21 protein-coding genes are annotated in these 22,546 nt (G+C 66.3%); 6 read left to right on the forward strand and 15 right to left on the reverse strand.

Annotated features, from left to right (window positions below):
- Positions 1-69: 69 nt before the first annotated feature.
- Entirely contained in the window at positions 70-1,185 is a 1,116-nt protein-coding gene (locus ACOJB8_RS00900; RefSeq protein WP_475010574.1) for a succinylglutamate desuccinylase/aspartoacylase family protein, read from the forward strand.
- A 503-nt stretch (positions 1,186-1,688) separates the two neighbouring features.
- Entirely contained in the window at positions 1,689-2,858 is a 1,170-nt protein-coding gene (locus ACOJB8_RS00905) for a porin (protein WP_342946777.1), read from the forward strand.
- 159 nt (positions 2,859-3,017) lie between these two features.
- Here ACOJB8_RS00905 and ACOJB8_RS00910 read toward each other — a convergent pair whose 3' ends face one another.
- Positions 3,018-3,359: a zinc ribbon domain-containing protein YjdM gene (locus ACOJB8_RS00910; protein WP_069261654.1), complete on the reverse strand. Its 342-nt coding sequence runs from the start codon at positions 3,357-3,359 to the stop codon at positions 3,018-3,020.
- Positions 3,360-3,526: 167 nt separating this feature from the next.
- Here ACOJB8_RS00910 and ACOJB8_RS00915 point away from each other — a divergent pair, with 167 nt between their 5' ends.
- The gene (locus ACOJB8_RS00915) at positions 3,527-3,943 is read left to right on the forward strand and encodes a DUF6232 family protein (protein WP_475010579.1); all 417 of its coding nucleotides are present in this window, start codon (positions 3,527-3,529) and stop codon (positions 3,941-3,943) included.
- 55 nt (positions 3,944-3,998) lie between these two features.
- On the opposite strand, the gene ACOJB8_RS00920 is transcribed toward ACOJB8_RS00915, so the two are convergent.
- Positions 3,999-6,452 carry a glycogen/starch/alpha-glucan phosphorylase gene (locus ACOJB8_RS00920; protein ID WP_368616620.1) on the reverse strand — a complete coding sequence of 818 codons (2,454 nt, stop codon included), beginning with the start codon at positions 6,450-6,452 and terminating at the stop codon, positions 3,999-4,001.
- A gap of 603 nt (positions 6,453-7,055) precedes the next feature.
- Here ACOJB8_RS00920 and ACOJB8_RS00925 point away from each other — a divergent pair.
- Positions 7,056-8,408: an MFS transporter gene (locus tag ACOJB8_RS00925; RefSeq protein WP_406951757.1), complete on the forward strand. Its 1,353-nt coding sequence runs from the start codon at positions 7,056-7,058 to the stop codon at positions 8,406-8,408.
- Positions 8,409-8,494: 86 nt separating this feature from the next.
- On the opposite strand, the gene ltaE is transcribed toward ACOJB8_RS00925, so the two are convergent.
- Positions 8,495-9,499 (reverse strand): low-specificity L-threonine aldolase, encoded by a 1,005-nt coding sequence (gene ltaE / locus ACOJB8_RS00930; protein WP_368728021.1) that lies wholly within the window; start codon positions 9,497-9,499, stop codon positions 8,495-8,497.
- A 153-nt stretch (positions 9,500-9,652) separates the two neighbouring features.
- Positions 9,653-10,375, reverse strand: a complete 723-nt coding sequence (locus tag ACOJB8_RS00935) for a peptidoglycan DD-metalloendopeptidase family protein (protein ID WP_342946779.1) — start codon at positions 10,373-10,375, stop codon at positions 9,653-9,655.
- A 290-nt stretch (positions 10,376-10,665) separates the two neighbouring features.
- Between ACOJB8_RS00935 and ACOJB8_RS00940 the strand changes: the two genes are divergently transcribed.
- Complete coding sequence (locus ACOJB8_RS00940) at positions 10,666-10,986, forward strand: hypothetical protein (protein ID WP_069261648.1); 321 nt, start codon at positions 10,666-10,668, stop codon at positions 10,984-10,986.
- A 130-nt stretch (positions 10,987-11,116) separates the two neighbouring features.
- Positions 11,117-11,929 (forward strand): DUF2968 domain-containing protein, encoded by an 813-nt coding sequence (locus tag ACOJB8_RS00945; RefSeq protein ID WP_475010585.1) that lies wholly within the window; start codon positions 11,117-11,119, stop codon positions 11,927-11,929.
- Here the strand turns inward: ACOJB8_RS00945 and ACOJB8_RS00950 are convergent, their stop codons facing one another.
- The 11 genes from ACOJB8_RS00950 to ACOJB8_RS01000 all read right to left on the reverse strand — a co-directional run bounded on the left by ACOJB8_RS00950 (position 11,930) and on the right by ACOJB8_RS01000 (position 22,496).
- Positions 11,930-12,853 carry a dihydrodipicolinate synthase family protein gene (locus ACOJB8_RS00950; RefSeq protein WP_368605443.1) on the reverse strand — a complete coding sequence of 308 codons (924 nt, stop codon included), beginning with the start codon at positions 12,851-12,853 and terminating at the stop codon, positions 11,930-11,932.
- 17 nt (positions 12,854-12,870) lie between these two features.
- Entirely contained in the window at positions 12,871-14,598 is a 1,728-nt protein-coding gene (locus tag ACOJB8_RS00955; RefSeq protein ID WP_475010589.1) for an IlvD/Edd family dehydratase, read from the reverse strand.
- Between the two features lie 474 nt (positions 14,599-15,072).
- A complete protein-coding gene (locus tag ACOJB8_RS00960) occupies positions 15,073-15,399 on the reverse strand; it encodes a DUF4148 domain-containing protein (protein WP_069261645.1) in 327 nt (108 codons plus the stop codon).
- A gap of 210 nt (positions 15,400-15,609) precedes the next feature.
- Entirely contained in the window at positions 15,610-17,022 is a 1,413-nt protein-coding gene (gndA, locus tag ACOJB8_RS00965; RefSeq protein ID WP_368605441.1) for an NADP-dependent phosphogluconate dehydrogenase, read from the reverse strand.
- A gap of 121 nt (positions 17,023-17,143) precedes the next feature.
- Positions 17,144-17,758: a DUF938 domain-containing protein gene (locus ACOJB8_RS00970; RefSeq protein WP_475010594.1), complete on the reverse strand. Its 615-nt coding sequence runs from the start codon at positions 17,756-17,758 to the stop codon at positions 17,144-17,146.
- Positions 17,759-17,805: 47 nt separating this feature from the next.
- A complete protein-coding gene (locus ACOJB8_RS00975; RefSeq protein WP_342946783.1) occupies positions 17,806-18,423 on the reverse strand; it encodes a pyridoxamine 5'-phosphate oxidase family protein in 618 nt (205 codons plus the stop codon).
- Positions 18,424-18,451: 28 nt separating this feature from the next.
- Positions 18,452-19,318: an NAD-dependent protein deacetylase gene (locus ACOJB8_RS00980; RefSeq protein WP_475010597.1), complete on the reverse strand. Its 867-nt coding sequence runs from the start codon at positions 19,316-19,318 to the stop codon at positions 18,452-18,454.
- Positions 19,319-19,339: 21 nt separating this feature from the next.
- Positions 19,340-19,600, reverse strand: a complete 261-nt coding sequence (locus tag ACOJB8_RS00985; protein ID WP_069261640.1) for an oxidoreductase-like domain-containing protein — start codon at positions 19,598-19,600, stop codon at positions 19,340-19,342.
- 86 nt (positions 19,601-19,686) lie between these two features.
- Positions 19,687-20,451 carry an SDR family oxidoreductase gene (locus tag ACOJB8_RS00990; protein WP_475010598.1) on the reverse strand — a complete coding sequence of 255 codons (765 nt, stop codon included), beginning with the start codon at positions 20,449-20,451 and terminating at the stop codon, positions 19,687-19,689.
- A gap of 27 nt (positions 20,452-20,478) precedes the next feature.
- The gene (locus ACOJB8_RS00995; RefSeq protein ID WP_475010938.1) at positions 20,479-21,420 is read right to left on the reverse strand and encodes a transporter substrate-binding domain-containing protein; all 942 of its coding nucleotides are present in this window, start codon (positions 21,418-21,420) and stop codon (positions 20,479-20,481) included.
- Between the two features lie 182 nt (positions 21,421-21,602).
- Positions 21,603-22,496 (reverse strand): LysR family transcriptional regulator, encoded by an 894-nt coding sequence (locus ACOJB8_RS01000; protein WP_342947162.1) that lies wholly within the window; start codon positions 22,494-22,496, stop codon positions 21,603-21,605.
- Positions 22,497-22,546 lie beyond the last annotated feature (50 nt).

The following is a 22,546-nucleotide window of genomic DNA, read 5'->3' on the forward strand; positions in this document are numbered from 1 at the left end:
CTGCATGTGCTTACGGGGCCATCGTTCACTCCAACACCTTTGCGGGCCGCCGCGCCTCGCGCATCCATCATGCAAACCCGAAACCACCCGTTGATCGCGCCCGCCCTCGGTACCGCGCGGGAACTTGCCAGTTTCCACTACGGCAAGGCCGGCGGTCCCAAGGTCTACATCCAGTCCTCGCTCCACGGCGACGAACTGCCGGGCATGCTCGTCTCGTGGGCGCTGCGCCGCAAGCTCGCGGAGCTGGAAGCTGCGGGCCGCCTTCGCGGCGAGGTCGTGATCGTGCCGGTGCCGAACCCCGTGGGCCTGAATCAGCACTGGCTCGGGCATATGATCGGCCGCTTCGAATCGAACACGGCGCAGAACTTCAACCGCAATTTCCACGAGCTCACCGCGCTCGTGCTGCCCAGCATCGAGGCGCGTCTCGGGCCCGACGAAGCCGCGAACCGCACGGCCATCCGTGCGGCGATGGGCGAAGCGCTGGCCGCTCAGAAGCCGAAAACCGAACTCGATTCGATGCGCCTCGCGCTCCAGCGCCTTTCGTACGACGCCGACATCGTGCTCGATCTGCATTGCGACTGGGAAGCCGCCATGCACATCTACACGAACCCCGAGCTGTGGTCCGACGTCGAGCCGCTCGCGCGCTATCTCGATGCCAAGGCGTCGCTCCTCGCGCTCAACTCGATCGGCAACCCGTTCGACGAGATTCACAGCTTCTGCTGGTCGGAGTTGCGCGAGCACTTCGGCACACGCTTCCCCATCCCTCACGGCTCGATTTCGGTAACGGTCGAGCTGCGCGGCCAGCGCGACGTCTCGCACGAGCTCGCAGAGCACGACGCCCAGGCCATCGTCGACTATCTGATCGGGCGCGGCGTCATCGAAGGCACGGCCGCGCCGCTGCCGCCACTCGCCCATGCAGCCACGCCGCTCGCGGGCACGGAGCCGATCGTGGCGCCTGCCAGCGGCGTGCTCGTGTTTCGCGTGGATTGCGGCACGTGGGTGGAACGCGGCGCGGCCATTGCCGATGTCATCGACCCGCTCGCCGACACCGTGACGACGCTGCACGCGGGCGTGAGCGGCGTGATGTATGCACGCCATAGCGCGCGCTTCGCCACGGCCGGCATGGAAGTCGCACGCATTGCCGGCGAAAAGCCCATTCGCAGCGGCTCGCTTCTTTCGCTGTAACCTGCAACGCCTTGTCGTAAAAGGGCTCGCGCCATAGGTGCGAGCCTTTTTTATAGGCGTTTCCCGGTTATTTCAATTATTTCGGTTAACTAATTTTCTGCTTCGATGAATCGATGGCAATCAGACGTGTAAAGCGCGCATTGATCGGGCCGTTAATGCGCCCTTGAAATGAATCAAACTCAGCTTGAAGTCAGGTTCAAAAGATGGCTTAACCCGGCAAATAGAAGAAAGCCTAGGAAAAATTCTTATAAGGCCGATTGTCGCAGTCCAGTCTTTCAAATTGACAGGAAAATTGCCCGCGAAGCCAATAACGACGGGCTTCGGGCGCCGCTCTCCGCGGGTGCAACCCGTGTGTCGCTTCCACACAACAGAATGGCGACATTTTGCCTACAAAGTCTTACTGTCACATTCCTTTCGTTATCGACCCTTAAATTGCAGCCCGTCGCATTGACCGGCCCATAAGAGGCCGGAGTAGTCATCTCGTCCTTTACCCGGAGAAACAGTTGAATAAGAAAATTCTGACCACCGCTATTCTGGCCTCGATCGCAGGCGTCGCCCACGCACAAAGCAGCGTAACGCTGTACGGCGTGATCGACGCGGGTGTGAATTACATCAGCAACGTGAAGAACGCGACGAACGGCAGCTCGCACCAGTTCTCGTACGGTGACGGCGTGGCGCAGGGCAGCCGTTGGGGCCTGCGCGGCACGGAAGACCTGGGCGGCGGCCTGAAGGCGATCTTCGTGCTCGAAAACGGCTTCAACAGCGGTAACGGCACGGCAGGCCAGGGCAGCGCGATGTTCGGCCGTCAAGCTTTCGTCGGTCTGACGCAGTCGAACATCGGTTCGCTGACGTTCGGCCGTCAATACTCGCTCAACACGGACATTCTCGGCGCGCAGTACTCGACCGGTGGCAACACGGTTTCGGGTAACTGGGCGTACCACTTCAACGACATCGACCAGCTGACGTCGAGCCGCATCAACAACGCGGTCAAGTTCCAGAGCGTGAACTTCTCGGGCTTCACGTTCGGCGCGTTGTACGGCTTCTCGAACTCGACCTCGTTCGCCGGCGCACCGGCAACGGGTCCGGCGGCCAGCCCGATCGCCGGCTCGTCGCGCGCGTACAGCTTCGGCGCGAACTACGGCTACGGCCCGTTCAGCATCGGCGCTGCCTACTTCAACCAGACGTACCCGGGCCAGACCACGCCGTCGACGACGACCACGATCGCCAACGTTGCACAGGGCACGCTGCGCGACACGCGCTCGTTCGGTGTCGGTGGCCGCTACATCGTCGGCCCGGCAACGCTGTGGGCCCTGTGGACCAACACGCTGCTTTCGCCGATCGCCGGTTCCTCGACGCTCTACAACGCGTACGAAGCAGGCGGCAAGTACGCCTTCACGCCGGCTCTCGCGGCTGGCCTTGGCTACACGTACTCGCGCACCTCGGGCAGCCAGACGGCTCACTGGAACCAGGTCAACGCATCGCTCGACTACGCGCTCAGCAAGCGCACCGACGTCTACGGCCTCGTGTCGTACCAGGACGCATCGGGCACGCTCGCGAACGGCCAGAAGGTTCAGGCGCAGATCGGCGACTCGAGCTCGAGCATCTACCAGCCTTCGGGCACGGGTTCGCAGGATCAAGTCGCGGTTCGCGTCGGTATCCGCCACAAGTTCTAAGCAGCGTCACTCGCGCAACAGCGGCGGCCGGCGACTCATAGCGCCGGCTCTGCTCGGCGCGCCGCAGCTCGCGCTGCACGCCGCGCCTTACCGGACGGGGCATCCCTTTGGATGCCCCGCTTTTTTTGGTTCATCGCAGTCGATGAACGACGCCCTTCGTCACGCCTTCCTGACGAATTCCGATTTGAGGCTCATGGCGCCGAAGCCGTCGATCTTGCAATCGATATCGTGGTCGCTGTCCACCAGCCGGATATTCTTTACTTTGGTGCCCATCTTGATCACGCCACCCGAACCCTTGAGTTTCAGGTCCTTGATGACCGTGACGGTATCCCCGTCCTGGAGGACATTGCCGGCCGAATCGCGATACACCTTGCCCGCTGTTTCAGCCGGCGCGGTGGCTAGCGCCGACCATTCATGTGCACACTCCGGGCAGATGTAGACGTCACCGTCTTCGTAGGTGAACTCGGAATTGCATTTCGGACAGCGTGGCAGTGCGCTCATGGAGAATCCCTGGTGCCGACGGGGGCATTAAAAGCGCGCAAGTATAGCGGCTCCGGCAGACGGCCCACCCCGCCATGCGTGCGGCCTGCGACGTTATGTCCGCCGCGACCCCGCCCTGGCCCCGCTTCTGGTACGCTGCGCTCTCTCACCTCGCAGCGATCGAACCGATGGAACTCCCTTTCAACGAAGCCGCCGTCTCGGTGACGCGCAACGCGCTTTCCGCAGCCGGCCAGGTCTTCCCCATGCGCAACATCGAGGACGTGCGCATCGTCATCGGGCGGCGCAGCCGCGTGGTGCCGATCGCGATCAGCCTGGTCGGCGCCGCCGGCGCTGTCGTGGGTGGTGTGCTCGGCTCGGCGTCCGGTCTCGCGTGCGGCGTGATGGTGATCGTGGTGGGCTGGCTCGCGTGGCTCTGGCAGGAAGCCGTGCACCGGCTCTATGTCGTGACGGGCGGAGAATCGCGCGAGGCGGTCACGAGCCTCGACCCGGCATTCCTCGAACGTGTGCAGGAAGCGGTGCGCATCGCCAAGGCCGCGCAAGCGGCGCAGGCCGAAGGCGGCACGACGCGGCCCTCAGCGCCCTGATACCGCAGGAAGTACTAACGGAAGTACTGCCGGAAGCACCGCGGGCGCTCGCCCCTCACTCCATCTCGATCGACTTCACGTGCCAGATATCTCGGGCGTATTCCGCGATCGCACGGTCCGACGAGAATTTCCCCATCCCCGCCACGTTTTCGATCGCGCTCGCGGTCCACGCGGGGACGTCCATGAAACGCTGGTCGGCGGCGTCCTGGGCCTCGATGAAGGCCGAGTAGTCGGCCAGCACGAGGTAGTGGTCGCCCCAGTCCACGAGCGTGTGGAAGATGTCCGTGTAGCGTGCCGAATCGTGCGGTGAAAAGAAGCCCATACGGATCTGGTCGAGCGCGCGGCGCAGCTCGGCGTTTTCCTCGTAGACCTGGCGCGGCCGGTAGCCCGCGCAACGCAGCTGATCGACCTGGTCGGACGTGTGGCCGAAGATGAAAATGTTGTCCTGCCCCACGGCCTCGCCGATCTCGATGTTCGCGCCGTCGAGCGTGCCCATGGTGAGCGCGCCGTTCAGCGCGAGCTTCATGTTGCCGGTGCCCGACGCTTCGGTGCCCGCGGTCGAGATCTGCTCGGACAGGTCCGCTGCGGGAATCAGCGCCTCGGCCACGCTCACGCCGTAATTCGGCACGAACACCACCTTGAGCCGATCGCCCACTACGGGATCGTTGTTGATCTTCGTGGCCACGTCGTTGATGAGGTGGATGATCATCTTCGCCATGCGGTACGCCGACGCGGCCTTGCCCGCGAACAGCACGACGCGTGGCACCCAGTCACGCTCCGGCGCTTCGAGAATGCGGTTGTAGCGCGTGATCACGTGCAGCACGTTGAGCAACTGGCGCTTGTACTCGTGAATGCGCTTGACCTGCATGTCGAACAGCGCGTCGGGATTGAAGACGATGCCCGTGCGCTGCAGGGCGCGATGTGCGAGGCGCACCTTGTTGCTGCGCTTGGCCGCACGGAAGGCGGCTTCGAACGACGCGTCGCCGCGCAGTTTGCGCAGCGCGCCCAGCTCGAAGAGATCGCTGCGCCAGCGCGGCCCGATCGCTTCGTCCACGAGGCGCGCGAGCGGCGCGCTCGCCTGCGCGAGCCAGCGGCGCGGCGTGATGCCGTTGGTCACGTTCGTGAAGCGGTCGGGAAAGAGACGAGCAAAGTCGGCGAAGATATCGCGCGTCATCAGTTGCGAGTGCAACTTCGAGACACCGTTCACCTTGTGGCTCGCCACGATCGCGAGATAGGCCATACGCACGCGGCGCTGACCGTATTCGTCCACGAGCGAGATGCGGCGGATCAGGTCGAGGTCGTGCGCGCCGCGGTCGCTCGCTTCGCGCAGGAACGCGGCGTTGATGTCGAAGATGATTTCGAGGTGGCGCGGCAAGAGGCGCGCCAATAGTTCGACGTCCCAGGTTTCCAGCGCTTCGGGCATCAGCGTGTGGTTGGTGTACGAGAACACACGGCGCACGTGGCCCATCGCCTCGTCCCACGGCAGATGATGCACGTCCACGAGCAGACGGATCAGCTCGGGAATGGCCAGCACCGGGTGCGTGTCGTTCAGGTGCACCGCGACCTTTTCGGAGAAGCGCCCGAACGTGCTGTGCGTGCGCAGGTAGCGGCGAATCAGGTCCTGCATCGTCGCGGAGACGAAGAAGTACTCCTGGCGCAGACGCAGTTCGCGCCCGGCCATCGTCGAGTCGTCGGGATAGAGCAGCCGCGAGACGTTCTCGGAGATGTTGCGCGCTTCCACCGCGCGCTGATAGTCGCCCTGGTTGAACGCCGAGAGATCGAGTTCTTCGTCCGCGCGCGCGGACCACAGCCGCAGCGTGTTGGTCGCGCTAGTGGCGTAGCCGGGAATGACCGTGTCGTAGGCCATGGCGTTCACGTGCTGCGTGTCGACCCATTCCACATGGCCGTTGCGCTGCATGGTGCGCCCGCCGAAGCGAACGGGATACTGGACCTCGGGCCGCGGAAACTCCCACGGATTGCCATAGCGCAGCCAGTAGTCGGGCGCTTCGACCTGTTCGCCGTTCACGACCTGCTGGCGAAACATGCCGTAGTCATAGCGAATGCCATAGCCGAAACCCGGAATGCCGAGCGTCGCCATCGAATCGAGAAAGCACGCCGCGAGCCGGCCGAGACCGCCGTTGCCGAGCGCCGCGTCGGGCTCGTAGTCGAGCACCGTGTCCATGTCGACGCCCACGCTCGCCAGCGCCTCTTTCATCTGGTCGTGGATGCCGAGCGCGATCAGCGCGTTCGAGAATGTGCGGCCGATGAGAAATTCCATCGACAGGTAATAGACGCGTTTGACGTCCTGGTCGTACTGGCGGCGCGTGGTGATCATCCAGCGCTCGACGAGCCGGTCGCGCACGGCGAGCGCCGCAGCATGCAGCCAGTCCTGCGGACGGGCTGTCACGGCGTCCTTGCCGACACCGTACATCAGGCGATTGGAGAGGGAACGACGCAGCGCTTCGACGCTGCTTTGCAACTGATCGAACTCGAGACCGATGGCTGTCATCTACTGACTCCTGTCGACCGCACCTGGCAACGAGCGCCTGGTGCGGTCCCATGCAATGCGCCGGAAATGGCGGCGCGCCCATAAAAGGTGCAGGGCGCGCGGTTGTTCTGGGCCTGCGCCGCACGTGACGGAACGGGACAATGACGCGTCGGCGCCGCGGCGCAAAAGGCCGGCACCGCTCGCCAGCGAGCGCAGATCAATTTGCAGAGTAGTGCATTTTCAAATGGCGTGCGGCGGCGCGCCAGCCGGGCACGGAGCACGGCCGCCGGCCACGCGGAACCCGCCGTCCGCCTCGATCCCTTGCCATGCGGTGGGTTGCGCGCGCGCAGCGCGGCGTCACGTCTGCGCGTGACGGGCTTGGCGGTTAGTTGCGATTGCTGAGCCGTGATGAACGATCGAGTGCTACCCAAGGCCTTACAGTCACCCCACGCCCTGAGGCTTCCCCTGCAGAACCGGGCGGGCTCTGTAACAATCGCAAAATTCGTCCGCGCGGCCCGCGCCGCAGCCTTCATCGTCCATCCGCCCGAGACTGTCTTGTCCGAAACCTTTTCCGCGGCGCGCGAAACCCGCAACACCAGCGATATCGAGCCCCCCGACGCGCCCATGTCCGCGAAGAACCGCCGCGCCATGGGCGCGGTGATGCTCGCCGTTGCGCTCGCCACGCTCGACACCGCCATCGCCAACACCGCGCTGCCATCCATCGCCACCGACCTGCACGCGGCCCCCGCCGCCTCGGTGTGGATCATCAACGCATACCAGCTCGCGATGGTCGCCACGCTGCTGCCGCTCGCCGCGCTCGGCGACATCATCGGCCACCGGCGTATCTATATCAGCGGCCTCGCGATCTTCACGGTCGCTTCGCTCGCCTGCGCGCTCGCACCCACGCTGACCGCGCTCGCCGGGGCGCGCGTACTGCAGGGGCTCGGCGCGAGCGCCATCATGAGCGTGAACACGGCACTGATCCGCTTTCTCTACCCGCCGCACCGGCTCGGGCGCGGGCTCGGCATGAACGCGCTGATCGTGGGCGTTTCGTTCGCCGTGGGTCCGACCATGGCCTCGCTGATCCTCTCCGCGGGCACCTGGCCGTGGCTCTTCGCGATCAACGTGCCGCTCGGCGTGCTCGCGCTCGTGTTCGCGCTGCCCGCGCTGCCGCAGACGGCGCGCGGCAAGCACGCCTTCGATCCCGTCGCGGCTGTGCTCAATGTGATTACGTTCGCGGCGCTGATCTTCGCGCTCGGCGAGGCCGCGCAGCGCGCGCCCGGCATCGAAGTGGGCATTGCGGCCGTCGTGGCGCTGGTGTTCGGCGCGCTGCTGATCCGGCGCGAAGCCGGCCATCCCGCGCCCATGCTGCCCGTGGATCTGTTCCGCCGGCCGGTTTTTGCGCTTTCGTCGGTCACCGCGATCTGCTCATTCGCGGCGCAGGGCCTCGCGTTCGTCTCCCTGCCGTTCTATTTCGAAACCGTGCTGATGCGCAGCCAGGTGGAGACCGGCTTCCTGATGACGCCCTGGCCCGTGGTTGTGGCCGCCGCCGCGCCCATTGCGGGGCGCCTCTCCGACCGCTATCCGCCGGGCCTGCTCGGTGCGATCGGGCTCGCCATTCTCTCGGCCGGCATGGCGTCGCTGGCGCTGCTGCCCGCGCACCCCACGGTGACTGACATTGTCGTGCGGATGGCGATCTGCGGCGCGGGCTTCGGCTTTTTCCAGTCGCCGAACCTGCGGGCGATCATGGCGAGCGCGCCGCCCGAGCGCAGCGGTGGCGCGAGCGGCACCGTCGCGGTCTCGCGTCTGCTCGGGCAGACTACGGGCGCTGCGTTGGTGGCGCTGTGCTTCCAGATCGTGGGCCGGCACGGCCCGACGCTCGCCTTAAGCCTTGGCTGCGCCTTTGCGGGCGCGGCGGCCATTGCGAGCGGGCTGCGGCTTTTCGCGCCGTCGCATCGGGCGGTGCAGCGCGGGTGATGCGATTGATGCGGTCCGTGCGGACGGCTGAAGTCTGACGCAAAGGCACGCGGGAAAAGCGCGCCTTCGCCAGCCCGTCTACCGGCTTATCGCGCGAAGTAGCCCTTCACCGCCGCCACGAACGTGTCGATATCGGCGGCCGTCACGTCGAGGTGCGTGACGAAGCGCGACGCGTACAGCATCTGCGTGAGGATGCCGCGCTCCTTGAGATATGCCTCCAGCGGCGCGCAGTGCTCCTGCGGGAACTGCACGAACACCATGTTCGTCGCCTGCGACATCACCTTCACCTGATCGATCTGCGCGAGACCGGCGGCAAGACGCGCGGCGTTCGCATGGTCGTCGGCGAGACGCGCGACGTTGTGATCGAGCGCGTAAAGGCACGCGGCCGCGAGCACGCCCGACTGGCGCATGCCGCCGCCCAGCACCTTGCGCCAGCGATGCGCAGCGTCGATGAGCGCGCGGCTGCCGACCAGCACCGATCCCACCGGCGTGCCCAACCCCTTCGAAAAACAGATCGACACCGAGTCGAAGCCCGCCGTGAGTGCCTCGAGCGGCTGACCCGAGGCGACCGTCGCGTTGTACACGCGCGCACCGTCGAGGTGCGTGGCGAGGCCGCGCTCATGCGCAAGCCGTGTGGCCTTCGCGACGTAATCCGCCGGCAGGACCTTGCCGCCGATGGTGTTTTCGAGCGCGAGCAGACGCGTGCGCGCGAAATGGTCGTCGAACGGCTTGATCGCTGCAGCGATGCGCTCGAGCGGGATCGAGCCGTCTTCGGCGTTGTCGAGCGGCTGCGGCTGGATGCTGCCCAGCACGGCCGCGCCACCGCCTTCGTACTTATAGGTGTGGGCCGCCTGGCCGACGATGTACTCGTCGCCGCGCGCGCAATGCGCCATCAGCGCGGCGAGGTTGCTCTGCGTGCCGCTCGGGAAGAAGAGTCCCGCCTCCTTGCCCGCCTCTTGCGCCACGCGCGCCTGCAGGCGCAGCACAGTCGGGTCGTCGCCCCATACGTCGTCGCCGGTTTCGGCGCGGGTCATGGCGGCGAGCATGGCTTCGCTCGGACGGGTGACGGTGTCGCTGCGCAGGTCGATCATTGCGATGAAATCCTCGTGGTTGAAGCACGCGCGGGACGCACGGGCGCGCGCCTGGTCGGGCGCGCGCCCGTGCGGCGTGGAACCATCGAGTGTATTTTCAAACGGCGGCCCAGCGCAATGCCGGGCCGGGCACGGAGCGCGCTTTCGCCGTGGCTAGTGCGCGAGCAGCGGCAGCGGATCGACGGGCTTGCCGTCGCTACGGACTTCGAACTGAACGCCGCCGGTGCCCATTTCCGCGATCGGCTGGCCTTGCGAAACGGCGTCGTCTTCCTTCACGAGCAGCTTGCCGTTGCGGCCATAGGCCGTCACGACCTGGTCGTTGTGCTTGATGATCACGAGCGGCCCGTAGGCCTCGATACCCGTGCCGGCGTAGACCACGCGGCCGGCGGCGGCGGCCTTGACCTCCTCGCCGGGCGAGCCGCCGATCACGATGCCAGTGGACTTGCCCGGCACGAAGCGCTGCAGGATCGGCCCGCGCGCAGGCCACGCGAGCGCGATGCCCGGCGCAACGGGTGCGGGCATGGCTACGCCAGCGGCGGCCGGTGCGCCGCCAGGCATCTGCGCCTGCGGCGCAGCCGTTGCGTAGTTGGGCGGGGGCGCGACGCGCAGCACCTGGCCTGGCAGGATCTGGGCGTTGGCGGAAGGCAGCTGGTTCCAGCTCGCGATGTCCTGGGGACGCTGGCCGAAGGCCCCGGCGACGCGCGAGAGCGTGTCGCCCGGATTGACGCGGTAGTAGCCCGCGGGCACGCCGCTCGTGGACATTGGGGGGGCGCTTTGGGATTCCCATGGCGCGAAGGTACTGCTACAGGCGCTGCAGACGAGCGTGAGGGCGGCCAGCGCCGCATACGCGCCCGGGTTTCGCCGTTGTCGATTCATCTTGCTGTTCCTCGCTTGGTCCTCGCGTATGACGCAAAAATACGCATGTGGAGTGCGCGGCGGGCCGCAGGCGTTCGCTTGCGCGCCACCTTCCGCGCGAATGAAGACGGAATAAGCCGGAAATGGCGAACGTCCCCCATTATATCGTTCATGCTCCAGCCGCCTTTTTTCGCCGGCATGCTCGCCCGGCCTGCGTTTGCGCGGGTCTACGCCTATACTGGTTCACGCGTCACCCGATAATCAGATGAAAGGCCTCTCGCTGCAGTCCCATGGCCCTGAGGGATCCGAGAATGAACAAAGCCACCTTTCTTTCGCTGCAGCTCAACGTCGAAGATGTCACGTCGTCGCCGGGCCTCGTCGAATTGTTGAACAACCATCTCGTCTTTGCGGCCGACGTGGCCGAAGCCGCCGACGAACTGGTCCAGCACGCCAGCATCGCACGGCTTTCCGGCGCGACCGAGGCGTCCGTGGAAATTCCCGCCGTAGTCATCGAGCGCTTGCGCGACGCGCTCGATACGCTGAGCGGCTATGACGAAACCTGGCTTTTCGCGCTCGAGCCCGGCCGTGCGCTCTTCGACGACATCGCACGCCGGCCTCGCCTGCTTCACTAGTACGCGAACCCGGAGCGGACGGCGCCCTACCCGCATCGCCCGCCCCATTTGCCTGCGCGCCGGCGCCTGTGTGCCACGCTGCCGCGCGCGGAGCGCCTTGTTTTTGGCGCGCCAAACTGGGGGAACCGCCGTGAAATCCATTCTGAACCGCCGTAACACCGCGCTCTCTGGCGCGCCATCACGAATCCTGGCCGTCGCCCATGATGCCGCCACGCAGCGCGCCGTCGCAAGCGAAGCCGCGAGCCGCGTCTCGCAATCCGCGCCCGAACCCATCGTTACGCCGCCCGAGGCTCCCGTCGAGGTCGAGTCTCGCGCGGAGCCTTCCGCAGGCGCAGCCGTGCAGCCCGAAGGCGCCGGCGGGCCTCGGCCAGTGTCCACACTCCATCCGGTGCCGGTCATGCCCGCGCACCTCAATGGCCGCCCCGTGCAGATCGCCGACGGCGCCGCATTCGAAGCGCTCCACGCTGCCGACGAGCTCCTGACCTTCCGCGTCTATCGCTGCTTCGCCTATACGGTCAGCCTCTTCTTCCATCCGCCCACGCTCGGCTACTTCGTCGCGCTCCATCAAGAAAGCGTACTGTGGCGCGCGCTGAAAGCCAACGACCTCGACGCGGCCGGCTCGGCATTTCACCTGATGCAGGAGCAAGCCACGCGCCTCGCCGACGGCGAAACGCGCCGCGTGCAACTCATCGCGCAAAATGCGGAGCTCACACGGCAGATCGAGGAGTCGGAAGCCCAGGCCGAACGCCTGCGCGTGGATCTGCAGCGCCATGCGGAACAAGAGCAGACGGTGACGGGCCGCCAGCACCAGATACGGAAGGACGTCGCTCAGCTGGAGGCGCAGCGCATTGCCGCGCAGGCCCAGTTGAACAAGGCACACCGGGCGCTGCATCAGCTCAAGGTCGCGACGAGCGAGGGCGTGCCCCATCTGCATGCGCGCTGATCACGCGAGCGGGCCGAGCTGCCGCGCGAATCGCCGGGCGGCTTCGAGGCCGAAACTACTCGGCGCCAGCTTCACGTCGCGCTCATAGTCGACGTCGATGCCCATGCGCCACGCCGCAATGCGCTTGCCGTAGCAAATCAGCGTATCGAGCGACTGCATGACGAAGACGATGGCGGGCAGCACCTGCTGGTACAGGGCTTGTGCGCGCTCGAGATCGCCTGCGCAATACGCGGCGTAGACCTGCTGCTGCCAGTCGAAGCAGTCCGGTGCGACGATCATCCCCGCACAGCCGGCGCGCAGGTTGTCGAGCAATTCCAGGCCGCCGCGGCCGTTGAGCACGGGCATCAGGTCGCCGATCTGCGCGATCGTTTCGGCGATCGTCACCGCCGGGCCTTCGCCCTTGAGCACGCGGAAGTTCGGGCATTGCGCAGCAAGCGCGCGCAAACTGCCCGGCGAGAGCCCGACGCCCAGATACCCTGGCGCGTTCTGTATGCCGACCGTCACGTCGAGCCCTGCCATCACGTCAGCGAAGAAGTCGAAATAGAACGATTCGGAATGCGCAGGCTCGCCTTGAGCGCGCACGGGAGGCTGGAGGATCAGCCATGCCGCGCCGCGTTCGATCGCGTGTTGCGCGAATTCGCGCTGCGCCTGAACCGTGGGACCGCTCACCGTGACGGCGAGCGGCAGCGCGCCGCCGCTGTCCTCCTGCGCCCAGCCGATCACCTGCTCGCGTTCGGCGCGCGAAAGCTTGTTGACCTCGGTCGCGAGCCCGAGCACCGCAATGCCCGGCGCGCCGCCGCGCACGGCCGCTTCGACCTGGCGTCGCATGGCGGCGCGGTCGAGGCGGTTATCGCGATCGAAGTACGCATAGAGGATCGGGTAGATGCCGGCGATCGCACCGGCGGATTTGGCTGGCGCGCTCATCGTGTGCTCCTGCGCGATCAGTGGGAGTCGCGCGGCACGGCCGCGCCGCTCGCGCCGACCAGAAAGTCCAGATCCGCGCCCTTGTCGGCCTGCAGCACGTGCTCGACGTAAAGCCGGTAATAGCCGCGCTCGGGCAGCTCGGGCGCCGTCCACTCGGTCTTGCGGCGCGCGAGTTCTGCGTCGGAGACTTCCAGATGCAGGCGCCGCGCCGCGACGTCCAGCTCGATCATGTCGCCCGTGCGCACGAGCGCGAGCGGGCCGCCCGCAGCCGCTTCGGGCGACACGTGCAGCACGACCGCACCATACGCCGTGCCGCTCATGCGGCCGTCCGAAATGCGCACCATGTCGGTAATGCCCTTTTGCAGCACCTTCTTCGGCAGCGGCATGTTGCCGACCTCGGCGAAGCCCGGATAGCCCTTGGGTCCGGCGCCTTTGAGGACCATGACGCAGTGCTCGTCGATATCGAGCGATGCGTCGTCGACCTTCGCGTGCAGTTCCTCGACGTTCTCGAACACCACCGCGCGGCCGCGATGCCGCAACAGCGCCGGCGTGGCGGCCGAAGGCTTGATGACGGCGCCGTCGGGCGCGAGGTTGCCCTTGAGCACGGCGATGCCGGCTTTGGGCTTGAACGGCTGCACAAACGAGGTGATGACTTCGGGGTTGTAGTTCGGCGCGTCGGCCACGTTTTCCCAGAGGGTTTTACCGTTGACCGTCAACGCGTCCCGATGCAGCAGCCCTTGCTCGCCCAGTTGCCGCAGCACCGCGGGCAGACCGCCCGCGTAATAAAAGTCCTCCATCAGATGATGGCCGGAAGGCTGCAGATTCACGAGGCACGGAACATCAGAGCCGAGTTCCCAGTCATCGAGCGAAAGCGGCACGCCAATGCGCCGCGCGAGCGCGATCAGATGCACGACGGCGTTGGTCGAGCCGCCGATGGCCGCGTTGGTGCGGATCGCGTTTTCGAACGCCGCGCGGGTGAGGATCTTCGACATCGTGAGGTCCTCGCGCACCATCTCGACGATGCGCCGCCCGGCGAGTTGCGCGAGCACCTGGCGGCGCGCATCGACAGCGGGAATGGCCGCATTGTGCGGCAGCCCCATGCCCAGCGATTCGACCATCGAGGCCATCGTGGACGCCGTGCCCATGGTCATGCAGTGGCCGCGCGAGCGGTTCATGCACGACTCCGCCTCGACGAATTCGGCCTGCGACATTGTCCCCGCGCGCACTTCCTCCGACATTTGCCACACCCCCGTGCCCGAGCCGATCTCATGGCCCCGGAAACGCCCGTTGAGCATTGGGCCGCCGGAGACGGCGAGCGCGGGCAAGTTGCACGACGCTGCGCCCATCAGCAAGGCCGGCGTGGTCTTGTCGCAGCCGACGAGCAAAATCGTGCCGTCGATCGGATTCCCGCGAATCGACTCCTCGACGTCCATGGAGGCGAGGTTGCGAAACAGCATCGCGGTGGGCCGCAAGTTCGATTCGCCGAGCGACATCACGGGAAACTCGAGTGGCAGACCGCCGGCTTCGTACACGCCTTTTTTCACGTACTCCGCGAGTTCGCGAAAATGCGCGTTGCACGGCGTGAGTTCCGACCACGTATTGCAAATGCCGATGACGGGGCGGCCGTCGAACGCGTCGTGTGGGATGCCCTGGTTCTTCATCCACGAGCGGTGGATGAAGCCGTCCTTGTCGGCTTTGCCGAACCAGGCCTGACTGCGCAAGGGCTTGCGGGGGGAGCGGGTCATGGCGGGGCGTCTCCTGTAGCGGGGCAACTTCAGGGAAACTGCCGCCCGATCATAGGAGTGACGTTCGGACCCGTCAATGTTCGGTATGGCGTCCTTAGATATGGACAAAGCGCGCCACAAAAAAGTACGGGCCGGTGGAGAACCGGCCCGTGCTGGACTGCCTGTTGCAACAACGTACTGCCTACTGCGTTCTGCTACTGCACGGCTGCACCTCTCACTGCGCCAGCCAACTTCAACTACCTTCTGCTCTCTGCGTACTTCCTGACTGCAACAACTCACCTACTGCGTACTGCGTACTGCAACTGCACACTGCGAACTGCACCTTCTACTGCAACCACTCACTGCGTCTTGCAACTGCAACTTCTAGTGCACTCACTGCTTACTTCTGCTGCAACAACTGACTGCGTACAGCGACAACTCACTACAGGGGGTAGCTTGCCGGAACCGCCTGAAGCGGTTCCGTTCGGTCAGGGCTTAGTGGCCGAAGTAAATGCGCTGGTTCGGGGCGACTTGCGCCGGTTGCACCGCGGCACCCGACTGCGACGTGCCGACCGCCGGAGCGCCGTAGCCGCTGGTGTCGCCGGCGGCGAGCTTTTCCTGGGTCACGCGCGCTTGCGCGGCCTGCAGGTTTTCCGGGTAGTTCACATGGTCAGCCGACGGGTTGTAGCCAGCGTGCTCGAGTTGAACCAGTTCCGCACGCACCTGGGCGCGAGTCAGGCCTTGTTCGCTCGATTGGGCGAACGAGATTGCCGGCATGGCAAGCGCGGCGGCAACGACGACTGCGGGGATAAGCTTGTTCATGATCGGACCTCCATCTGTTTTATTTCCGCTTCAGGAACACCGTGTTCGTCAGCGATTGATTACAGTGTAGGCGTCCGATCACGCTAGGGAAAACCCTAATTCGTCAAAACACCATTGCGATTTCGGTAATAAAAAAAGGTGAGCCCTGCGGACTCACCTTACGATTCCAACAAAGACCGCAACGACAATGCGGCCTTCTGTCTTGCGACCTTACGACCAGTCCGCGTGGAAGCTGCCCGGCTTGTCGATGCGCTCGAACGTGTGTGCGCCGAAGAAGTCGCGCTGTGCCTGCACGAGGTTGGCGGGCACGCGCTCCGAGCGGTAGCCGTCGAAGTACGCAATGGCCGACGAGAACGCCGGCACCGGCACGCCCGCGCTTACCGCCTGGATCACCACGTCGCGCAGCGCCGACTGATAGTTGGCCGCGATGTCGCGGAAATAGGGATCGAGCAGTAGGTTGTCGAGCTGCGGGTCCTTCGCGTAGGCGTCCGTGATCTTCTGCAGGAAGCGCGCGCGGATGATGCAGCCCGCGCGGAAGATCTTGGCGATCGTGCCGTATTGCAGGTCCCACTTGTACTCGTCGGAAGCCATGCGCAGTTGCGAGAAGCCTTGCGCGTACGAAATCACCTTCGAGAAATACAGCGCGCGGCGCACCGACTCGATGAACGCCTTGCGCTCGCCCGAGAACGGCTTCGCGTCCGGGCCCGAAAGCACCTTGCTCGCGGCCACGCGCTGCGTCTTGAGCGACGAGAGCACGCGCGCGAACACGGCTTCGGTGATGAGCGGCAGCGGCGCGCCGATATCCAGCGCATTTTGGCTCGTCCACTTGCCGGTGCCCTTTTGTGCGGCGCGGTCGAGAATCACGTCGACGAGATCCTTGCCGGTTTCCTCGTCCTTCTTGCCGAAGATCTTCGAGGTGATCTCGATCAGATAGCTGTCGAGCTCGCCTTCATTCCATTCGGTGTAGACCTTGCCCAGTTCTTCGTTCGAGAGTCCGAGCACCTGCTTGAGCACCGCGTAGCTTTCGGCGATCAGCTGCATGTCGCCGTACTCGATGCCGTTGTGCACCATCTTCACGAAATGGCCCGCGCCGTCCGGGCCCATGTAGGCCACGCACGGCTCGCCGTCCGTCGGCGCCTTCGCGGCGATTTCAGTGAGGATCGGTGCAACCAGATCGTAAGCATCGCGCTGGCCGCCCGGCATGATCGACGGACCCTTGAGCGCGCCTTCCTCGCCGCCCGACACGCCCGTGCCGATGAAGTGCAGGCCCGACTTCGCGAGTTCCTGGTTGCGGCGGATAGTGTCGGTGAAGTGCGTATTGCCGCCGTCGATCAGGATGTCGCCCTTCTCCAGCAGCGGCTTGAGCGCGGCGATGGTGTCGTCGGTGGGCGCGCCGGCCTTCACCATCATCAGAATGCGGCGCGGCTTTTCCAGCGAATCCACGAACTCTTCGAGCGTGTACGCCGGCACGAGCTTGCGATCCGGATACTCGGCGATCAGCTCGTCGGTTCGGGCGCGGCTGCGATTGAACACCGAGACCGCGTGGCCGCGGCTTTCGATGTTGAGCGCCAGATTGCTACCCATCACGGCCAGACCTACAACGCCGATTGGCTGTTTGCTCATGTTGTTTCTCCACTTCATTCATTGACGGCGCCGCAACGGGGCGCCAACCGTGCAAGCATAAGGGAAACGTAGCGGCGCTGCGCGAACGCGCGCATGCGCGCCGGACGTTTGCCGACCTCGCTTACTGTTTTCGGAACACCAGGCTGAAATTGTTCGCGGGCATCGGCACGCGCGCTTCGCACGCGAAGCCTCGCGCCTGCGCCAACGCCTCCACTTCCTCCATGTCGCGCACGCCCCAGGACGGGTCGCGCGCGCGCAAGTCGGCGTCGAAGGCCTCGTTGCTCGGCGCCGTGTGCGCGCCTTCGCGCCGGTACGGCCCGTAGAGCACGAGCGCTCCGCCCGTAGCAACGCGCGCGCCCGCGCCTTTCATGAGCGCCTGCGCCGCTTCCCACGGCGCGATGTGAATCATGTTGATGCAGACGATGGCTTCCACACCGTCGATCGACCAGGGCTCGCGGCACACGTCGAGATCGAGCGGCGCACGCAGGTTGGCGAGACCCGAGTGCTCGCGCCAGGCCTCGATCGAGGCGCGGGCGCGCGCGTCGGCGTCGCTCGGCTGCCACGCGAGGTCAGGAAACGCGGTCGCGAAGTGGACGGCATGCTGGCCGGTGCCGCTCGCGATTTCGAGCACGGTGCCCCGCGCGGGCAGCGCGCCGCGCAGCACCTCCAGGATCGGCGCGGCGTTGCGCTCGGCGGCGGGCGCGGACAGGCGTTGGACGGCTTGCGGTTCGTTCATCGTCTTGCGGTCTTTCGGCGTTTGGTTGACGTTCAGTCGGCGTTCACTCAGTACAGCGTGGTCTTGATGCGCTCGGCGAGACCGGCTTCGTAAGTCTCGGCGTCGAACGTCTCGCCATATTGCTCCTCATTCACGCGGCGTAGCATCTCGCCCGCGCTCGGCAGGTGCGAGCGTTCGACGTGGTGCGACGGGTCCCACAGCTTCGAGCGCACGATGGCCTTGGAGCAATGGAAGTACACGCTTTCCACGTCGATCACGAGCACCGAGCGCGGCGGCTTGCCATCCACGGCGAAGCTCGCGAGGAGCGCGGGGTCGGTACTCACGCGGCCACGCCCGTTCACGCGCAGCATCTCGCCCACGCCCGGCACCATGAACAGCAGTCCCACCTGCGACGAAGCGACCACGTTGCGCAGGCTGTCCACGCGATTGTTGCCGGGCCGGTCGGGCAACGCGAGCGTGTGCTCGTCGAGAATGCGCACGAAGCCGGGTGCATCGCCGCGCGGCGAGCAGTCGAGGCCATCCGGGCCGCCCGTGGCGAGCACGACGAACGGCGAGCTTTCGATGAAGCGCCGGTAATCCGCGTTGACGTGATCGATTTCCTTGCGCAACGCGCGTTCGTGCGGCGTGCCGTAGTGCGCTTCGAGTTCGGCTAGCGTGGTCAGCATGTCGTCGGTTCCGTGAGGTCGTGGAGTGTCAGGGGACGAGGCGCGCGCCCAGCGCGTCGAGCACGGCGGCGCAGGGGGCTTCGAGTTTGAGGGCGAGGAGCGGGTCGGCGCGCGTCTTGCCCATGTTGATCGCGGCCACGGGTTTGGCGCGCTGCTGCGCCCAGGCGCAGAAGCGGTAGCCCGAGTACACCATCAGCGAGGAGCCGACTACGAGCACGGCGTCGGCCTCGTCGAGCGCGTTCGAGGCGCTCGCCACGCGCTCGCGCGGCACGTTCTCGCCGAAGAAGACCACCGAAGGCTTGAGCGTGCCGCCGCACGCGGCGCACGCGGGCACGTGGAAGGCGTTCGCGCCGTCGAAGTCGAGATGGGCGTCGCCGTCGGCGGCGGGTTCCGCGCTCGCGCCCACGATGGCCGGGTTGCGCGCCTCGAGTTCCGGCTGGATCGAGGCGCGCGTATATTGCGCGCCGCAGTCGAGGCAATGCACGTGCGCGATGCTGCCGTGCAGCTCGATCACGTCGCGGCTGCCCGCGCGCTGATGCAGGCCGTCCACGTTCTGCGTGACGAGCGTGCGCGCGTAGCCCGCCGCACCGAGGCGCGCGAGCGCGTGGTGCGCGCCATTGGGCTGCGCGAGACCCACCGTGGGCCAGCCGATCAGGCTGCGCGCCCAGTAGCGGCGCCGCATGCTCTCGGAGCCGAGGAATTCCTGCAGCGTGATGGGCGGCGAGCGCTTCCAGGCGCCGTTCTCGTCGCGGTAGCCCGGAATGCCCGAATCTGTGCTGATGCCCGCGCCCGTCAGCACGAACAGGCGCGGATGGCGCTCGACGAACGCCTGCAGCGCGTCGAGGGCGGCGGCGTCGAGGACGGGAGCGTTGGGAACGAGGATGGATTCGGTCATGGCGGCAGGCAGCAATGCAGTTCAGCGCGAGGGCTTGCCGCCCGACGGCGCGGTCGTTGGCGGAGCCGGTTTTGCGGGATGCTTGCGCGGGGCTTTCGCCTGCGCCTGCCGTTCCGCTTCGCGCGCTTCCCACGCGGCCAGCGCGGCGCGGTAGCGGCCGAACTCCTCGTCGTACAGATCGAAGATGCAGGGGTCGCAGCCGCTATGGCAGCAGTCGTCGTTATCGGGGCATACGGGCGGCTGGGGGCGCGGATCGTCGTCCGGACGCGGGGGCAAAGACATGGGCGCTCGGGCGTCGTGGTGGTTCAGCAGCCAGTATACGGGACGCGGCGGCCGAGCGTGCGACAGCGCCCGCCCGGCCTGCGCGCTCAGCCGCGCCCTACGAACGGCATCTTCGTCGCCATGATCGTCATGAACTGGACGTTCGCTTCGAGCGGCAGTTGCGCCATGTGCAGCAGCGCATCGGCCACGAGCTCCACGTCCATCAGCGGTTCGACGGCGATTTCGCCGTTCGCCTGCGGCACGCCGCGCGCCATGCGCTCGGCCATCTCGGTCGCCGCGTTGCCGATGTCGATCTGCCCGCACGCGATGTCGTAGCGCCGGCCATCGAGCGAAACGGTTTTCGTGAGGCCCGTGATGGCGTGCTTGGTCGCCGTGTAGGCGGCGCTGAACGGCCGCGGCGCGTGCGCCGAAATCGAACCGTTGTTGATGATGCGCCCGCCGCGCGGCGTCTGCCGCTTCATGAGCCCGAACGCCGCGCGCGTGCACAGGAACACACCGGTGAGGTTCGTATCGACCACGGCGCGCCAGTCGTCCACGGAAAGCTCGTCGATGTCCACGGCCGGCGCGTTGCGGCCCGCGTTGTTGAAGAGCAGATCGAGCCGGCCGTAGCGAGTGCGGATCGTCTCGAAGAGCGCCTCGACGGCCGCCGCGTCGGTCACGTCGCAAGGCGCCGCCAGCGCTTCTTGCCCGCGCGCGCGGGCCTCGCCCTCGAGCGCTTCGAGCGGCGCGGGCCGCCGGCCCGCCAGTACGACGGCGAAGCCGCTGGCCAGCAGCTTTTGCGCGCACGCGCGGCCAATGCCGCTGCCCGCGCCCGTCACCAGTGCGATCTTGCGTTGTTGCGTATCACTCATCGTTGCCTCTTTCTTTCGGTTGAGCCTTCAATCGAGCGGCTGGTCGTTAGGATTCGCGAAAAGCGCCTTCATCGGCTCCGAGATCGGATAGTCGAGGTTCACGCCCGCGGGCGGAATGGGCGACTCGAACCAGCGTCGGTAAAGTGCGAGCGCCTCGCCCGAGCGCGCCATCTTCGCGATGGTGTCGTCGGCAATGCGCTTGAAGGCCGTGTCGCCGCGCCGGAACATGCAGCCGTACACCTCCGACCTGGCCGGCCTGCCGACGATCGCGAAAGCGTGCGCGTCGTTCCGGATACGCGCGCTTTGCGCGACCGGCGCGCCCGGCGTTTCGCTCGCCATGTAGCCGGTCGCGAGCGCGGCGTGCAGCAGCGGCTCGTCCATCACGAAGGCAACGGCGCGTCCCGAGCGCACGGCTTCGACGCAGTCGCCGTGAGTCTTCGCGACGACGATGCGCATGTTCATCGCGCGGTCCATGTTCCAGCGGCGCAGCAGGCGCTCTTCCGACGTGCCCGCCGTCGTGACCACCGTACGGCCCGCGAGATCGCCGAAGTCCTTGACCGGCGAGCCGCGCTTCACGAGCATGCGCACGCCGTACTCGAAGATGCTGTTGGAGAACGCGACGTCGTTCTCGCGCTCGCGCGTATGCGTCGTGGTGCTGCACTCGAGGTCGATCGTGCCGTCCTGCACGAGCGTGATGCGGTTCTGCGGCGTGACGACGAGTTCGCGCACGCGGAGTTCGGGGAGCTTGAGCGTCTCGCGCACGTTCTCCACGATGCGCTGAGTGATCTCGTACGAGTAGCCCGTTGCGTGCTCGCCGCCGGCCATATAGGAAAACGGCACGGTGGCCTCGCGCACGCCGATGACGATCGTCCCGGTGTCGCGAATCTTGCGCAGCGTGGGGCTTTCCAGTTCATCGGCATGCACCGCGCCTGCAAACGCGCAGGCGCTCGCGAGCGCGACGTAGCGCATGTGGCCGCACAGCCTTCTGACGATACCCAACGGCTTCGACTCGCGCTTCAACCGTGTCTCCACTGGATCTCTCGTTCGTTCGCATGAAGCGCACGCACAGCAACGCTCCCCTCTGCGCGCGATTGTACCGGCGCCCGTGCCGGCTCGCGTCTTGCGGCCTTGGCTCCCGTGTCCTGGCGCTCTCACGCCGTGCACGTAGCGGAGAGGCAACCGCGCAGCACCTCCACGAACGCATTGCCTGCCTGCGAGTCCATGCCGCCTTCGCGCCACATCGCGAACACGCCGACCGTGAGTGCCGGTTCGACGCGCCGGATCGACACCGGATCGCCCGCCCCGCGCGCGCTGAGTTCGTCGAGCAGCACGCGGCCGATGCCGCGCGCCGCGAGTGCGCGCGCGACGTGCCACGTCTGCGCCTCGACGGCCGCGAGCCGGTCGTCCACGCCTTCGGCTTCGAGCAGGTTGCCGATCGCTTCGCCAAGCGGATCCACGTTGCCGATGCTGATCCACTCGCCATCGACCAGATCGCGCAACGCGAGCGGCGTGTGTTCCGGCGTCGGGTCGTCGGGCGGCGCGACGCAGACCACGGCCGTGCGCGCCAGTTCGACCGCGGCAATGCCCGGCCGCGTGGGTGGATTGAGCGCGACGCCCAGATCGAGTTCGCGTGTGAGCAGCGCGTTGAGCAGTTCCGCGGTGTGGCGCGTCTGGATCCTGAGCGACACCTCGGGATAGCCCGCGCGAAACGTCTGCACGGCAGCAGGGATCAGGCTCATGCCGAGGCTCGGCAGACAGCCGATGCGCAACAGCCCTTGCGGACGCAACACAAGATTGCGCGCGAGATCGCGAATGCTGTCGAGGTTCGATTGCAGCTTCTGCGTTTCGGCGAACAGCAACTCGGCCTCGCGCGTGGGCTGCAGGCGGCCGTGCGCGCGGCTGAAGAGCTTGAGGCCCGCACTGCGCTCCGCATGCGCGAGCACCTTGCTGACCGCGGGCTGCGAAACGCAAAGCAGCTCGGCCGCCTTGGACAGCGAGCCGGTGCGCATGATCGCGTGAAAGACTTCGATATGACGTAGACGCATGGGGCGCGTGCCGTGCATGCGTACGAGGCTCATGCGCGGCGCGATGAAAG

This window comes from Paraburkholderia sp. BR10141 (assembly GCF_056155635.1).

Excerpts from the sequence above, each read along its gene's own strand:
- ACOJB8_RS00985 (WP_069261640.1), bottom strand. The coding sequence starts at position 19,600 with ATGTCTTTGCCCCCGCGTCCGGACGACGATCCGCGCCCCCAGCCGCCC.
- ACOJB8_RS00950 (WP_368605443.1), bottom strand. The coding sequence starts at position 12,853 with ATGAGCGCGCCAGCCAAATCCGCCGGTGCGATCGCCGGCATCTACCCG.
- ACOJB8_RS00900 (WP_475010574.1), top strand. The coding sequence starts at position 70 with ATGCAAACCCGAAACCACCCGTTGATCGCGCCCGCCCTCGGTACCGCG.
- ACOJB8_RS00990 (WP_475010598.1), bottom strand. The coding sequence starts at position 20,451 with ATGAGTGATACGCAACAACGCAAGATCGCACTGGTGACGGGCGCGGGC.
- ACOJB8_RS00960 (WP_069261645.1), bottom strand. The coding sequence starts at position 15,399 with ATGAACAAGCTTATCCCCGCAGTCGTCGTTGCCGCCGCGCTTGCCATG.
- ACOJB8_RS00915 (WP_475010579.1), top strand. The coding sequence starts at position 3,527 with ATGGAACTCCCTTTCAACGAAGCCGCCGTCTCGGTGACGCGCAACGCG.
- ACOJB8_RS00980 (WP_475010597.1), bottom strand. The coding sequence starts at position 19,318 with ATGACCGAATCCATCCTCGTTCCCAACGCTCCCGTCCTCGACGCCGCC.
- ACOJB8_RS01000 (WP_342947162.1), bottom strand. The coding sequence starts at position 22,496 with ATGCGTCTACGTCATATCGAAGTCTTTCACGCGATCATGCGCACCGGC.
- ACOJB8_RS00910 (WP_069261654.1), bottom strand. The coding sequence starts at position 3,359 with ATGAGCGCACTGCCACGCTGTCCGAAATGCAATTCCGAGTTCACCTAC.
- ACOJB8_RS00940 (WP_069261648.1), top strand. The coding sequence starts at position 10,666 with ATGAACAAAGCCACCTTTCTTTCGCTGCAGCTCAACGTCGAAGATGTC.
- ltaE (WP_368728021.1), bottom strand. The coding sequence starts at position 9,499 with ATGATCGACCTGCGCAGCGACACCGTCACCCGTCCGAGCGAAGCCATG.
- gndA (WP_368605441.1), bottom strand. The coding sequence starts at position 17,022 with ATGAGCAAACAGCCAATCGGCGTTGTAGGTCTGGCCGTGATGGGTAGC.
- ACOJB8_RS00925 (WP_406951757.1), top strand. The coding sequence starts at position 7,056 with ATGTCCGCGAAGAACCGCCGCGCCATGGGCGCGGTGATGCTCGCCGTT.
- ACOJB8_RS00970 (WP_475010594.1), bottom strand. The coding sequence starts at position 17,758 with ATGAACGAACCGCAAGCCGTCCAACGCCTGTCCGCGCCCGCCGCCGAG.
- ACOJB8_RS00935 (WP_342946779.1), bottom strand. The coding sequence starts at position 10,375 with ATGAATCGACAACGGCGAAACCCGGGCGCGTATGCGGCGCTGGCCGCC.
- ACOJB8_RS00955 (WP_475010589.1), bottom strand. The coding sequence starts at position 14,598 with ATGACCCGCTCCCCCCGCAAGCCCTTGCGCAGTCAGGCCTGGTTCGGC.
- ACOJB8_RS00995 (WP_475010938.1), bottom strand. The coding sequence starts at position 21,420 with ATGCGCTACGTCGCGCTCGCGAGCGCCTGCGCGTTTGCAGGCGCGGTG.
- ACOJB8_RS00975 (WP_342946783.1), bottom strand. The coding sequence starts at position 18,423 with ATGCTGACCACGCTAGCCGAACTCGAAGCGCACTACGGCACGCCGCAC.
- ACOJB8_RS00920 (WP_368616620.1), bottom strand. The coding sequence starts at position 6,452 with ATGACAGCCATCGGTCTCGAGTTCGATCAGTTGCAAAGCAGCGTCGAA.